The organism is Micromonospora maritima (assembly GCF_902825405.1).
Lineage (GTDB): Bacteria > Actinomycetota > Actinomycetes > Mycobacteriales > Micromonosporaceae > Micromonospora > Micromonospora maritima.
In genome coordinates this window covers 1-13,653 of record NZ_CADEAU010000111.1, presented here as the reverse complement: position 1 = coordinate 13,653, position 13,653 = coordinate 1, and the positions used below count along the sequence as shown (strand labels likewise).

Genomic DNA, 13,653 nt, shown 5'->3' with positions numbered 1-13,653 from the left:
CCTCGACCAGCCGCGCCGCCTCGGTGGCGAACCGGTCCCGCCAACCCTCGGTCAGGTGGTCGGTCTTGCCGGACCAGTCCACCTCCTCCCGCCGGCTCGCACCGGCCGGCGGTGCGGGAGCCGGACGATCCGGCCGGTGACCCGGGTGAGATCACCATGTACTACCAGCCGCAGATCGCCATCGCGACAGGCGAGGTGGTCGGCGTCGAGGCGCTGCTGCGGTGGCGGCATCCGCGCCGCGGGATGGTCGACCCGGGTGAGCTGATCCAGGTCGCCGAGCAGAGCGCGGTCATGCGGCTGCTCACCCGCCGGGTGGTGGACGACGTGGTGGAGCAGCTCGCCAAGTGGTCGGCGGCCGGGCTCACCCTGCGCGCCGCGCTCAACGTCAGCGTCCGGGACCTGCACACCGGCGAGATCGCCGACCAGATCGCCGACCGGCTGACCCGCTACGGCGTGCCGCCGGAGCGGCTCCAGGTCGAGATCACCGAGGGCGCGTTGATGGCCGACCCCCGGCGGGTCCTGGCCAGCATCACCCAGTTGCACCGGATCGGGGTCGGCATCGCCCTGGACGACTTCGGCACCGGCTACTCCTCGTTGCAGCACCTGCGCCGGCTGCCGCTGTCCGAGGTGAAGGTGGACCGCTCGTTCGTGCTGGGGATGGCCGACGACCCGGACGACGCGGCGATCGTCCGCTCGATGATCGAGCTGGCCGGGGCGCTCGGGCTGCGGGTGGTGGCCGAGGGGGTGGAGGACGAGCGCACCTGGCGGCTGCTGCACGCCGCCGGCTGCGACGTGGCGCAGGGCTGGTTCCACGCCCGGCCGATGCCGGCGGAGGAGCTGGCCGCCTGGCTGTCGCGCTACCGCCCGGTGCGTCCGGCGGTCGCCGAGGCGGGCGGCCGGGGCGGCTCGGAGGGGGAGTCGAGGGCGTCGTCGTGACCGCGGGACAATAGACTCGCTCCGGTCACCGCGCGTCATCGCTCAGCCGTCGCGCGCGGCCGGCACACGCAGACGTCTCAGGACAGCCACGAAGGGGGCACCCGATGGCCGCCATCTCCCGCGAGGAGGTCGCGCACCTCGCGCGACTGTCGCGGCTCGCCGTCACCGAGGAGGAGTTGGACACCTTCGCCGGTCAGCTGGACGTGATCCTCCAGTCGGTCGCGCAGGTCGGCGAGGTCGCCGCGGCGGACATCCCGCCGACGTCCCACTCGGTGCCGCTGACCAACGTGCTCCGGGAGGACGTGGTGACGCCGAGCCTGACCCCGCAGGAGGTGCTGTCGGGCGCGCCCGACGCCGAGGAGCAGCGGTTCCGCGTCCCGCGGATCCTGGACGAGGATGTGGCATCGTGACCGACCTGACGAAGCTCAGCGCCGTCGACCTCGCCGGTCTGGTGGCCACCGGTGAGACCTCCGCGGTCGAGGTCACCCAGGCCCACCTGGACCGGATCGGCGCGGTCGACGAGCGGGTGCACGCCTTTTTGCACGTCGACACCGAGGGGGCCCTGGCCGCCGCGCGGGCCGTGGACGAGCGTCGGGCCGCCGGCGAGGAGCTGGGCCCGCTGGCCGGCGTGCCGGTCGCGGTGAAGGACGTGCTCACCACCAAGGGCGTGCCCACCACCGTCGGGTCGAAGATCCTGGAGGGCTGGCGTCCCCCGTACGACTCGACGATCGTCGAGCGGCTGCGCGCCGCCGGCACGGTGATGCTCGGCAAGACCAACATGGACGAGTTCGCCATGGGCTCCTCCACCGAATACTCCGCGTACGGGCCGACCCGCAACCCGTGGGACACCGACCGGATCCCGGGCGGCTCCGGCGGCGGCAGCGCCGCGGCGCTGGCCGCGTACGAGGCGCCGCTGTCGATCGGTTCGGACACCGGCGGCTCGATCCGCCAGCCCGGCGCGGTCACCGGCACCGTCGGCGCCAAGCCCACCTACGGCGGCACCTCCCGGTACGGCCTGGTCGCCTTCTCCTCGTCGCTGGACACGCCCGGCCCGTGCGCCCGGAACGTCCTCGACGCCGCGCTGCTGCACCAGGTGATCGGCGGCCACGACCCGCGCGACTCCACCTCCATCCCGGCCCCGGTGCCGGACGTCGTGGGCGCGGCCCGGCTGGGCGCGAGCGGTGACCTGACCGGCGTGAAGCTCGGTGTGGTCACCGAGTTCACCGGCGAGGGCGCCGAGCCGGGCGTGATGGCCGCGTTCCGCGAGTCGGTGGAGGCCCTGGCCAAGCTGGGCGCGGAGATCGTCGAGATCTCCTGCCCGCACTTCAGGTACGCGCTGCCGGCCTACTACCTGATCGCGCCCAGCGAGTGCTCCTCCAACCTGGCCCGGTTCGACGGCGTCCGGTTCGGCCTGCGGGTCGGCGACGACGGCAACCGGTCGCTGGAGGAGGTCATGTCGCTGACCCGGGAGGCCGGCTTCGGCCCGGAGGTCAAGCGTCGCATCATGATCGGCACGTACGCCCTGTCCTCGGGCTACTACGACGCCTACTACGGCCAGGCGCAGAAGGTCCGCACGCTGATCACCCGCGACTTCACCACCGCGTTCGAGCAGGTGGACGCGCTGATCTCGCCGACCACGCCGTTCGTGGCGTTCCCGATCGGGGCACGTACCTCCGACCCCTACCAGATGTACCTTGCCGACCTGTTCACCATCCCGACGAACCTGTACGGCGGCCCGGCGATCTCGGTCCCGTGCGGCCTCTCGGACGGGCTCCCGGTCGGCCTGCAGATCATGGCCCCGACGATGGCCGACGACCGGATGTACCGGGTCGCCGCCGCGCTGGAGTCCAGCGTCGGCACGTTCACCCCACCGGCACTGTGAGGCAGGAGCAGATGACGACGACACTGCCCGCGTACGACGAGGTCGTGGCGCGCTGGGAACCGGTGATCGGCCTGGAGACCCACGTCGAGCTGGGCACGAACACCAAGATGTGGTGCGGTTGCCCGACCGACTTCGGCGGCGAGCCGAACACCCGGGTCTGCCCGGTCTGCCTGGGCCTGCCGGGCTCGCTGCCGGTGGCGAACAAGGCCGCCATCGAGGCGACGATCCGGATCGGGCTCGCGCTGAACTGCTCGATCGCCGAATGGTGCCGGTTCGCCCGGAAGAATTACTTCTACCCGGACATGCCGAAGAACTTCCAGATCAGCCAGTACGACGAGCCGCTGTGCTTCGACGGCTACCTGGACGTCGAGGTGAACGGCGAGCTGGTGCGCATCGGCATCGAGCGGGTGCACCTGGAGGAGGACACCGGCAAGACGCTGCACGTCGGCGGCGCCACCGGTCGCATCCACGGCGCCACCGAGTCGCTCGTCGACTACAACCGGGCCGGCATCCCGCTGGTGGAGATCGTCACCAAGCCGATCCCGGGCACCGGCGCGCTCGCGCCGGAGGTCGCCCGCGCGTACGTCGCCGAGCTGCGCGACGTGATCCGCTCCCTGGGCGTCTCCGACGTCCGGATGGAGGAGGGCTCGCTGCGCTGCGACGTCAACACGTCGCTGAACCGGCCGGGCGAGGAGTGGGGCACCCGCACCGAGACCAAGAACGTCAACTCGCTGCGTTCGGTCGAGCGGGCGGTCCGTTCGGAGATGCTGCGCCAGGCGTCCGTGCTGGACGCGGGCGGGCGGATCACCCAGGAGACCCGGCACTTCCACGAGGACACCGGCGACACCACCCCGGGCCGGTCCAAGGAGACCGCCACCGACTACCGGTACTTCCCGGAGCCGGACCTGGTGCCGCTCGCGCCGGACACCGCGTGGGTGGCCGAGTTGAAGGCCGCCCTGCCGGAGCTGCCGCGGCTGCGCCGCAAGCGGATCCAGCAGGACTGGGGCCTGTCGGACCTGGACATGCAGTCGGTGGTCAACGCCGGCGCGGTCGAGTTGATCGAGGCGACCGTGGCCGCCGGCGCCACCCCGGCCGCCGCCCGCAAGTGGTGGCTGGGTGAGCTGTCCCGCCGCGCCAACGAGACAGGCGTGGAGCTGGCCGACGTGGGCGCCACCCCGGCCCAGGTCGCCGAGCTGCAGGGCCTGGTCGACGCCGGCAAGCTCAACGACAAGCTGGCCCGTACCGTGCTGGAGGGCGTGGTGGCCGGCGAGGGTTCGCCGACCGAGATCATGACCAACCGCAACCTGGAGGTCGTCTCGGACACCGGCGCGCTCACCGCCGCCGTGGACGAGGCGATCGCGGCCAACCCCGACGTCGCCGACAAGGTGCGCAGCGGCAAGGTCGCGGCGGCCGGCGCGCTGGTCGGCGCGGTCATGAAGACCACCCGCGGCCAGGCGGACGCGAAGACGGTCCGCGAGCTGATCCTGGAGCGCCTCGGCGCCTGACGTGTAAGGAAGGGCCCCTTCTTAACGCCTGGTGCATGGGAAGGGGCCCTTCCTAACGCCTCGCCACCCCCGGACAGGGCGTCAACGGCGACGCCCGGATGGAGTCACCGTGAACCAGCACGACCTCGACGTCCTCGACGAGATCCAGCGCCGGGTGCTCTGGCTCGCCACCCGCATCGTCGACGCGGCCAACCACGACCGCGACACCGGTGACGGGGTGAAGGTCGGCGGCCACCAGGCATCGAGCGCCTCCCTGGTCACCGCGATGACCGCGCTCTGGTTCCACCACCTGGACGCCGAGGACCGGGTGGCGGTGAAGCCACACGCCTCGCCGGTGTTCCACGCGATCCAGTACCTGCTCGGCAACCTCGACCGGTCGTACCTGCCGAAGCTGCGGGCGCGCGGCGGGCTCCAGTCGTACCCGTCGCGCACCAAGGACCCGGACGAGGTCGACTTCTCCACCGGCTCGGTCGGCCTGGGCGCCGCCGCGCCGCTGTTCGCCGCCGTCACCCGCCGCTACGTCGACGCGCACTTCGGCGCGCGCCCGCACTCCCGGTTCGTCGCCCTCATCGGCGACGCCGAGCTGGACGAGGGCAACATCTGGGAGGCGGTCGCCGACCCGGCCACCACCGGCCTGGGCAACGTGATGTGGCTGGTCGACTTCAACCGCCAGTCGCTGGACCGGGTCGTCCCCGGCATCCGGATCAACCAGTGGCGCGGCCAGTTCGAGGCGGCCGGCTGGCACGTCGTGGAGGTCAAGTACGGCCGCAAGCTCGCCGAGGCGTACGCCCGGCCGGGCGGCGCGGCGCTGCGCGACTGGATCGACCGGATGCCCAACGAGCAGTACCAGTCGCTGTTCGGGCTGGCCGGGCCGGCGCTGCGCAAGCAGTTCCTGGACGGTGCGCCGGCCGAGGTGGCCGCGTTCGTCGCCGACATCGGCGACGACGAGCTGGGCCCGCTCGTCACCGACCTGGGCGGGCACGACGCGCAGGCCATGCTCGACGCGTACGCCCAGTGTGACGCGGTCACCGACCGGCCCAGCGTGGTGTTCGCGTACACGGTCAAGGGCTGGGGCCTGCCGATCGCCGGCAACCCGCGCAACCACTCGGCGCTGCTCACCACCGAGCAGGTCGACGCGTTGCGCGCCGCGCACGGCCTCACCCCGGAGACCGAGTGGGACCGCCTCGACCCGGCTACCCCGGCCGGCATCCGGGCCGGTGAGCGCCGGGAGGCGCTGTCCCGCGCGCCGCGCGAGCGGGCGCTGGGCGTCACCGTTCCGGAGACCACCCGGGTACGCGCGAACAAGCCGGTCTCCACCCAGGAGGTCTTCGGTCGGGTGCTGGTCGACCTGGCCCGCGATCCGCAGGTGGCGCCCTACCTGGTGACCACCGCGCCGGACGTGGCCACCTCGACGAACCTGGCCGGGTTCATCAACAAGACGGGCGTCTTCGCCCCGACCGAGCAGCGTTCCTGGACCGAGGACCGGATGCTGCGCTGGACCGAGAGCCCCGCCGGGCAGCACATCGAGCTGGGCATCTCGGAGATGAACCTGTTCCTGCTGCTGGGCCAGCTCGGCCTGTCGTGGGACCTGTCCGGCCAGCCGCTGCTGCCGGTCGGCACGGTCTACGACCCGTTCGTGCTGCGCGGCCTGGACGCGTTCCTGTACGGCACGTACTCCGGTTCCCGGTTCGTGGTGGCCGGCACCCCGTCCGGCATCACGCTGGCCCCGGAGGGCGGCGCGCACCAGTCCACCATCACCGCGTCGGTCGGCCTGGAGCTGCCCGGGGTGACGTTCCTGGAGCCCGCGTACGCCGGCAGCCTCGACTGGCTGCTCTGCGACGCGCTCGGGCAGATCGCCGGTGGCGCCGCGCCGGCCGCGACCGCCGCGCCGGCCGAGGACGGGGCGTACTACTTCCGGCTCAGCACCCGGCCGATCGACCAGGCGCCCTTCGAGGCGGCCCGGGCCCGGCTCGGGGACGCGGTGCTGCGGCGGCAGGTGGTGGCCGGCGCGTACCGGCTCGTCGACGCGCACCAGGCGTACCCCGATCTGGCGGATGCCCCGGTGGTGCAGCTCGCCGCCTCCGGCGCGGTGCTGCCGGAGGTCCTGGCCGCCGCCGCGGAGCTGGCGGAGGAGGGCGTGGCGGCGCACGTGGTGGACGTGACCAGCCTGGACCGGCTCTACCGGGCATGGCAGCGGACGCTGCGCCAGGGCGTGCGGACCGCCACCGTGCCGAGCGTGGCCGGCGCGCTGCGGTCGGCGTTCGTCGACCGGGTGCCGGTGGTCACCGTGCACGACGCGGCGTCGCACGCGATGGCCTGGCTCGGCTCGGCGGTCGGCGCCCCTGCGGTGCCGCTCGGGGTGGACGAGTTCGGCCAGTCCGGCAACGTCCGGGAGCTGTACGAGCTGCACGACCTGCTGCCGGGCAGCATCGTCAACGCCGCGCTGGCCGCGCTCGCGCTGCGCTGACCCGGCCGGCTCCTCGTTACGCGCAGTGATGCGCGTGTGGTGGCACAGGGTGACGGCGGCGTCCGGGTGGCAACGACTCCTCCAGATTCGCACCACCGCGCTGACCTAGGCCGATGTGAAGGTGGGGGCGGAAGTTGCCGGGCCTCCGGTGACGCTCGGTGCCTGCCCGCTGATGGGTGCAGAGCAACGGCGGCGGCGAACGGTCGGGCCACCGCGCGTGTGCGTCGCTTTCCGTGACCGCGCGCATGGCGCGGGGGCCACGCGCACGCGTCCGCAGCCGGCGCGGGCGGAGGCGGTGCCGTCAGCCGGTGGTGGTGGGGCTCGGGGAAGTGGCGCTCGACGACGGCGAGGGCGACTCCGACGGGCCGCGCGTCGGGGTCGGGGTGACCGGCACCTGGTCGCCCTTGGCCGGGTCCCGGATGACGTGCCGCTCCAGGTTGACCTGGGACTGTCCGGTGCCGCCGACGGTGATCTCGTCGTACGCCTGGAGCAGCTTCTGCTGGTCGAAGTAGAGCACCGTCATGGTCAGCGGGGTGGGCTTCTCGCCCTCCAGCCCGCGCAGTCCGGCCCCGCCGGTCGAGCCCTCCACCATCAGCGTGGTCGGCTGCTCGCCCGGCGCCTGCGGCAGCTTCGACACCTGTCGGGAGTGGGTGTGCCCGGAGAGCACCAGCGGGCAGGTGCCGGAGAGCGGCCCGGCCGACGCCGGGTCGTGCACCAGCGCGACGTCCACCTTCCGCGGCGACTTCCCGACCGTGGCGGCGAGCTGCTCGCCGGCGCCGATCACCTGGTCGGCGACGGCCGAGGTGAGGCCGCTGCCGGCCGGGGAGGTCTCCTTGTCCGGCGTGAACCGGGGGTCGCCGATCCCGGCGATGGTCAGCCCGCCGACCGTCGTGACGGAGTTGTTCAGCACGATCGCGTTCGGCTGCTGGGCCACGGCCGCGGCTGTGCGGGGCGAGTCGTGGTTGCCGCGGATGAACACGTACGGCTTCTTGAGCAGGCCGATCGAGCCGACGAAGGACGCCTCCGGCTCGCTGCCCCAGTCGGTGATGTCACCGGTGTCGATCACGACGTCGATGCCGAACTGCTCGACCACGGTGCGGATCAACTGCCAGCCGGTCGGGTTCAGGTGCATGTCCGACACGTGCAGCACCCGGGTGGTGCCCGGGGACGGCTGCACCACCGGCAGCGCGGAGACCGTGGTGTAGAGCTTGCTGACGTTGCCGACCAGCCGCTGCAACTGCTCCGCGTACTTCGTGTAGTCGTTGGCGATCCGCCGCGCGTCACCGACGATTGCGGGCGCGTTGACGAGCAGGCCCTCGTACCGTGGCTCCTCGATCGCCTGCGGCCGCAGGGTGGCGGCGCCGAGGCCGAGGCTGCCGGCGGTGACCACCAGTGCCAGGCCGCCGGCCCAGGCGGTACGCCGGACGTCCCGGAACACGAGCGCGGCCAGCAGCAGCGTGGCCAGCACCGCCGAGGCGAGCGTCTTCAGCCCCAGCCGCATCACGCCGGCGCGGACGTCCTCCACCGCCGACTGGCTGGCCCGGCTGATGCTGGCCGGATCGTCGATCAGCGCCTCGGTGCGGCCCTGGTCCAGCGAGCCCACCTCGACGGTCAGGTAGGCCGGCCCGTCGTGGCTGTCCAGCAGCAGCGCGCCCAGCGGCGGGATGTCGACGGTGGTGCCGCCGGTCAGCGACGGGCTGAGTTTCAGCTCGGCGCGGAACGGGCCGATGTCGGTGCCGACGTGGCCGCCCGCGTACGTGCCCACCACGATGCCGCCGAGGGTGACCGCGAGCAGGGCGAGCACCACGCCCACCCGGCGCAGCCGGGGGCCGGGCCGCCACGCCGTCCAGCGGCGGGCACGCCCGGTCTCCGGGGGCGTCACGTCCCCGGCGCCGTGCTTGTCGTTCTCGTGGTCGTCCATGCTGAGATTCTGACCTGCCCCCGAGGCGATCTTGGTAAACCCGGCCGAAGCCGGTCAGCTCCGCCCGGCCCCGCCGTCGGCGAAGACCAGGCGCAGGATCCGGTCGTCCTCCGCGGCGGGCCGACCCCGGCCGTCCCGGTTGGAGGTGCTCACCCAGATCGAGCCGTCCGGTGCCACGGCGGCGGCCCGCAGCCGGCCGTACTTGCCGGTGAGCAGCTCACGCGGCTGGCCCAGCACGGTGCCGTTGCCGGCCAGCTCGACCAGCCACAGCCGTTGGCCGCGCAGGCAGGAGGCGACCAGCAGCCGCTCCACCGCGGCCAGCCCGGAGCAGGACGCGTCGCCGGTGCGCCACTGCACGATCGGGTTCACGTAACGCTTGTCGTCGCCGCGCCCCTCGACCTGCGGCCAGCCGTAGTTGCCGCCCTGGTTGATCTGGTTGATCTCGTCCCAGGTGTTCTGGCCGAACTCCACCGCGTACATCCGCTTGTTCGGCATCCAGGCGAAGCCCTGCACGTTGCGATGCCCGGACGACCAGACCGGGGAACCGGCGGTCGGGTTGCCGGGGGCCGGCTTGCCGTCCGGGGTGATCCGCAGGATCTTCCCGCCGAGGCTCTTCGGGTCCTGCGCGTTCTCGGTGCGCCCCGCATCGCCGGTGCTCGCGTAGAGGAACCCGTCCGGACCGAAGCCCAACCCGCCGCCGTCGTGGTTGCCGGCCTTGGGAATGCCGGTGAGGATCGGGGTCGGCGGCTGGCCGAGCCGCAGCTTGGCGATCCGGTTGTCGTCCTGTGCGGTGTAGTAGACGAAGACGGTGCGGTCCCGCGCGTAGCCGGGGGAGACGGCGATGCCGAGCAGGCCGCCCTCACCGCCGGACGCCACGCCCGGCACGGTCTGCACCGGCCGCACGGTGAGCCCGTCCGGCCCGGACTCCGGCCCGACCTGGAGGATCCGCCCGCTGTCCCGTTCGGTCACCAGGGCCGCGCCGTCGGGCAGGAACGCGATGGCCCACGGCACCTCCAGCCCCTTGGCCAGCACCGTGGCCACCACCTGCTGGCCGGCCCCACCGGGACTGGCCGTGGCCGACGGCGTCGGCAGGTTGGGTGGCTCGCCGGCCGGGTCCGGCTCGGGTTCGCCGAGGGTGCAACCGGCGGTGCCGAGCAGCAACGCCGCGCACGAGGCCGCCAGCGCCGTCCGGAGGCGGCGGATGCGGGGGTACGTCAGACGCGGGCTCACCCGGCCCAGCCTAGCCGGGCGGGGCGGGTAACCCGGCGGGTCGGCGCGCGGCCGACGGCCGTGGCGTGTCAGCCGGCCCGCAGCGCGAGCAGGGCGACGTCGTCCTCGCGGCGGTGCGCGGCGGCGAGCAGCCGGTCGCAGAGGAGGTTCAGCGGCACGCCGGGCCCGGCGGCGGCGAGTTGAGCCAGCAGATCCGCCTGCCCCTCGTCGATCGGCCGGTCGCGTCGCTCGATCAGCCCGTCGGTGTGCAGCAGCAGCGTGTCGCCCGGAGCGAGGGTGAGCGCCTGTCCGGTGCGCCGGGGCGGGCGGGCCAGGCCGAGCAGCGGGCCCCGTCCGTCGGCCACCGACACCGTGCCGTCCGCGCGGATCAGCAGGGGCGGCGGATGGCCGGCGTTGCACCAGCAGACCCGCAGCCCGTCGCCGTGCGGGCGGACCCGGGCCAGCACCGCGGTGGCGACCGTGGGCACCCGCAGCCCGCCGATGGCCCGGTCGAGGTTGGCCACCAGCTCCTCCACCGGGTCGTCCCGCCCGTACGCGTTGCCGCGGACCAGGTTGCGCAGCTGGCCCATGGTGGCCGCCGCCTCGATGTCGTGCCCGGCGACGTCGCCGATCGCGGCGACCAGCTCGCCGTCGGGCTGGACGAACGCGTCGTACCAGTCGCCGCCGACCTCGACCCGGTCCGCGGCCGGCAGGTAGCGGGCGGCCAGCTCGATCCCCGGCACCGCCGGCAGCGTGGGCAGCATGCTGTGCTGGAGCACCTCGGCGACGTGCCGCTGCTCGCCGTAGAGCCGGCTGTTGCCGACCGCCTGGCCGGCCCGTACGCCGATGTCCTGGGCGGTGCGCAGGTCGCTCGCGTCGAAGCCGCGTCGGCCGGGACGGTTGACGAGCGTGACCGTGCCGATCACCCGGTCGCCGGCCGCGGTGATCGGCACGGTCAGGTGGGAGCCGATGCCGAGCCGCTCGGCCAGCGTCACCAGCTCCGGACGGGTGGTGCCGCGCGCCACGTCGTCGAGACCGGCGACGCCGCGCATCACCGGCCGGCCGCTGCGCAGCACCGACCGGATCAGCGAGTCCGGGCCGAGCCCGGTGGTCAGCAGGGCGGTGAAACGGGCCAGGTCGGCGTCGCGCTCCGGGTCGCGGTGCACCCCGGAGACGGTACGCGGCCGGCCGGCCGGGTCGACCAGGGTGATCAGGCACCAGTCGCCGAGCAGCGGCACCATGGCGTGCGCGAGCCGGTCGACGGTGGTGGACACGTCGAGCGTGCCGCCGAGCATCTCGCTCATCCCGGCCAGCATGGCGAGCCGGTCGTGCGCCTCCTCGGCGCGGCGGCGGGCCTCCTCGGCGCCGCGGACGGCGATCCGCAGCCGCAGCTCCGAGGAGCAGGCGGCGGCCAGGTCACCGAGGGTACGCAGTTGCTCCTTGGTCCAGGCCCGGGGCTTGCTGTCGATCGCGCAGAGCGAGCCGAGCACCCGCCCGTCCAGGTCGGTGAGCGGCATGCCCGCGTACGCCACCACGCCCAGGTCCTCGATGGCGAGGTTCAACCGCACCCGGGGATAGAGGCGGGCGTCGGGCAGCACCATCGGCACCTCGATGTCGACGACGTGCTGGCAGAACGAGTGGCTGAGCGGGGTCTCCCGGCGGGCCGCCCAGGGCTCGGGCAGACCGGTCGCGCCGGGGAAGAACTGGCGCTCCGCGTCGACCAGGGAGACCAGCGCGACCGGCACGTCGAGCAGGTCGCCGACCAGACGCGCGAAGCGGTCGAACGCCTCGTCCGGCACCGAGTCGAGGCGGGTCTCGTCGAGGGAACGCAGCCGGTCGGGGTCGCTCAGCGCCGGAACCGGCACGGTCGTCCGTCCCGGGCCGTCCTCGCTCATCGTCACCCGCTCCCCCTACCCGGGGCACCGGCCGGCGTCCCGCCCTCGATTAAACCCTGTCGCACGTGTGTCCGACCCCCGGCGGGGTGTTCGTCACGGCCCCCGCCGCGCCGACCAGCGCGGACGGATATGGTCGGCGGTCGTGAAGGCATGGATTCCGCACCCCGACGGCCGCCGCCTGCTCGGCGAGATCCCGCCCGGCGTCACCGTGGAGGTGCTGGAGGACCCGTCCCGGCTCCCGTCCACGCCGGCCGGTGTGCGGTTCTGGGTGCCGCCCTTCCTGTCCGGCCCCGACGCCGGCGCGCTGCTGGCCGAGCTGCCGGACGTCGAGGTGGTGCAACTCCTCTCCGCCGGTGCGGACGCGTGGGTGGGCCGGGTTCCGTCGGGCGTGGCGCTCTGCGACGCCCGCGGCGTGCACGACTCGGCCACCGCCGAGTGGGTGGTCGCCGCGATCCTGTCCGCCCTGCGCGGGTTCGCACCACTGGCCCGCGCCCAGGCGCGGCGGGAGTGGGCGTACGACGAGGTCGCCCCGACCGACGAGCTGGCCGGCAAGCGGGTCCTGATCGTCGGCGCCGGCTCGATCGGCGCGGCGGTGCGCGCCCGGCTCGCCCCGTTCGAGGTGAGCTTCACGCTTGTCGCCCGTACGGCCCGCCCGGCCGACGGCGTGCACGGGGTGGCCGAGCTGCCCGCGCTGCTCCCCGAGGCGGACGTGGTGGTGCTGCTGGTCCCGTTGACCGACCGGACCCGGGGCCTGGTCGACGAGCGGTTCCTGGCCGCGATGCCGGACGGCGCGCTGCTGGTCAACGCCGCGCGCGGTCCGGTCGCCCGGACGTCGGCGCTGGTCGCCGAGCTGTCGTCGGGGCGGTTGCGGGCCGCGCTCGACGTCACCGACCCGGAGCCGCTGCCCGCCGACCATCCCCTGTGGGAACTGCCGAACGTGCTGCTCACCCCGCACGTGGCCGGCTCGGTGCGCGGCCTGCTGCCGCGGGCGTACCGGCTGGTGGGGGAGCAGTTGCGTCGTTTCGTGGGCGGGGCGGAGCTGACGAACCGGGTGGTCGACGGCTACTGACCCGGTGCCGCGTCGGGCATCTCCTGCCCGGTCGCGGTGATCAGCCGGGGCAGGTCGGTGGCGCGTACCGCGGGCAGCACCAGCACCTGCCCGTCGTCGAGCCGGGCGACCGCCCGCCCGCGCGGGTCGCCGGCCAGCTCGGCCACCCGGGTCCAGGGCACCCGCCGCTGCCCGAGCAGCGCGCGCAGCCGCAGCTCCCGGGCGTCCGCGTCGGTGCCGGAGCGCCACGCCCAGACGCCGACGGCGAGCGGCACGAGCAGCACCCAGAGCAGCCACCAGCGGGCACTGGCCAGCGGCAGCGCGCCGATGAAGGCGACGATCGCGGCGGCCAGGATGGCCTGGTTGTGGCGGAAACGGACGGTGTCGGCGCGGCTCACCCTCCGATGATCCCATCCGGCCAGCCCACCCTCCCGGTCGGGCGTCCCCGGCCGCCCGATCGAGCTCCGGCACTGTGACGGAGGTCACTATCGCGTCACCGGGTGCGTCCGGGATCGTTCTTAGGCATGGCCGCAGCGGTCCCCGCCGATGCGGTCCGATCCGCCCACGCTCCGACCCCGCACGTCGCACCGCAACCGCAACGCCCCGTGCCCCCTCACGAAGGCGACCGCCGTGCCCGTCACCCCTCCCGCCGGTCCCCGCCGGCGCCCGCCCCTGCCCGACCTCGCCGCGTCGCTCGGCGGCGCGCTCTTCCTCCTGGCGGGTGCCGTCGGGCTCGTGCCCGGTCCCGCCGCCGTGGCGCTCGCCGTGGCCGGGGGCACCGCCCTCGCCT

Annotated in this window: 10 protein-coding genes; 6 read left to right on the top strand and 4 right to left on the bottom strand. The window is 74.0% G+C overall.

Features of this window, described 5'->3' with window-relative positions; all coding sequences use genetic code 11:
- The 5 genes from HUW36_RS13250 to HUW36_RS13230 form a co-directional block, all read left to right on the top strand.
- On the top strand, positions 1-936 hold a 936-nt coding region (locus HUW36_RS13250; RefSeq protein WP_246248140.1), incomplete at its 5' end, for a putative bifunctional diguanylate cyclase/phosphodiesterase.
- A gap of 104 nt (positions 937-1,040) precedes the next feature.
- Positions 1,041-1,346, top strand: coding sequence for an Asp-tRNA(Asn)/Glu-tRNA(Gln) amidotransferase subunit GatC (gene gatC / locus HUW36_RS13245; protein WP_091580658.1), 306 nt, complete (start codon positions 1,041-1,043; stop codon positions 1,344-1,346).
- Positions 1,343-2,818 carry an Asp-tRNA(Asn)/Glu-tRNA(Gln) amidotransferase subunit GatA gene (gene gatA, locus HUW36_RS13240; RefSeq protein ID WP_174528437.1) on the top strand — a complete coding sequence of 492 codons (1,476 nt, stop codon included), beginning with the start codon at positions 1,343-1,345 and terminating at the stop codon, positions 2,816-2,818. Before gatC ends, gatA begins: the two co-directional genes overlap by 4 nt.
- A gap of 11 nt (positions 2,819-2,829) precedes the next feature.
- Positions 2,830-4,323 (top strand): Asp-tRNA(Asn)/Glu-tRNA(Gln) amidotransferase subunit GatB, encoded by a 1,494-nt coding sequence (gatB, locus tag HUW36_RS13235; RefSeq protein WP_174528436.1) that lies wholly within the window; start codon positions 2,830-2,832, stop codon positions 4,321-4,323.
- 109 nt (positions 4,324-4,432) lie between these two features.
- On the top strand, positions 4,433-6,790 hold the full coding sequence (locus HUW36_RS13230; RefSeq protein WP_174528435.1) for a transketolase-like TK C-terminal-containing protein: 2,358 nt from the start codon (positions 4,433-4,435) through the stop codon (positions 6,788-6,790).
- A gap of 301 nt (positions 6,791-7,091) precedes the next feature.
- On the opposite strand, the gene HUW36_RS13225 is transcribed toward HUW36_RS13230, so the two are convergent.
- From HUW36_RS13225 to HUW36_RS13215, 3 genes are all read right to left on the bottom strand, one after another.
- Positions 7,092-8,711, bottom strand: coding sequence for a metallophosphoesterase family protein (locus HUW36_RS13225; RefSeq protein WP_174528434.1), 1,620 nt, complete (start codon positions 8,709-8,711; stop codon positions 7,092-7,094).
- 54 nt (positions 8,712-8,765) lie between these two features.
- The gene (locus tag HUW36_RS13220) at positions 8,766-9,941 is read right to left on the bottom strand and encodes a PQQ-dependent sugar dehydrogenase (protein WP_174528433.1); all 1,176 of its coding nucleotides are present in this window, start codon (positions 9,939-9,941) and stop codon (positions 8,766-8,768) included.
- Between the two features lie 68 nt (positions 9,942-10,009).
- The gene (locus tag HUW36_RS13215) at positions 10,010-11,815 is read right to left on the bottom strand and encodes a SpoIIE family protein phosphatase (RefSeq protein WP_174528432.1); all 1,806 of its coding nucleotides are present in this window, start codon (positions 11,813-11,815) and stop codon (positions 10,010-10,012) included.
- Positions 11,816-11,957: 142 nt separating this feature from the next.
- Here HUW36_RS13215 and HUW36_RS13210 point away from each other — a divergent pair, with 142 nt between their 5' ends.
- A complete protein-coding gene (locus tag HUW36_RS13210; protein ID WP_174528431.1) occupies positions 11,958-12,884 on the top strand; it encodes a 2-hydroxyacid dehydrogenase in 927 nt (308 codons plus the stop codon).
- Here HUW36_RS13210 and HUW36_RS13205 read toward each other — a convergent pair.
- A complete protein-coding gene (locus tag HUW36_RS13205) occupies positions 12,878-13,261 on the bottom strand; it encodes a PH domain-containing protein (protein ID WP_174528430.1) in 384 nt (127 codons plus the stop codon). The genes HUW36_RS13210 and HUW36_RS13205 overlap by 7 nt on opposite strands.
- Positions 13,262-13,653: the final 392 nt, after the last annotated feature.

Excerpts from the sequence above, each read along its gene's own strand:
- gatC (WP_091580658.1), top strand. The coding sequence starts at position 1,041 with ATGGCCGCCATCTCCCGCGAGGAGGTCGCGCACCTCGCGCGACTGTCG.
- gatB (WP_174528436.1), top strand. The coding sequence starts at position 2,830 with ATGACGACGACACTGCCCGCGTACGACGAGGTCGTGGCGCGCTGGGAA.
- HUW36_RS13225 (WP_174528434.1), bottom strand. The coding sequence starts at position 8,711 with ATGGACGACCACGAGAACGACAAGCACGGCGCCGGGGACGTGACGCCC.
- HUW36_RS13215 (WP_174528432.1), bottom strand. The coding sequence starts at position 11,815 with ATGAGCGAGGACGGCCCGGGACGGACGACCGTGCCGGTTCCGGCGCTG.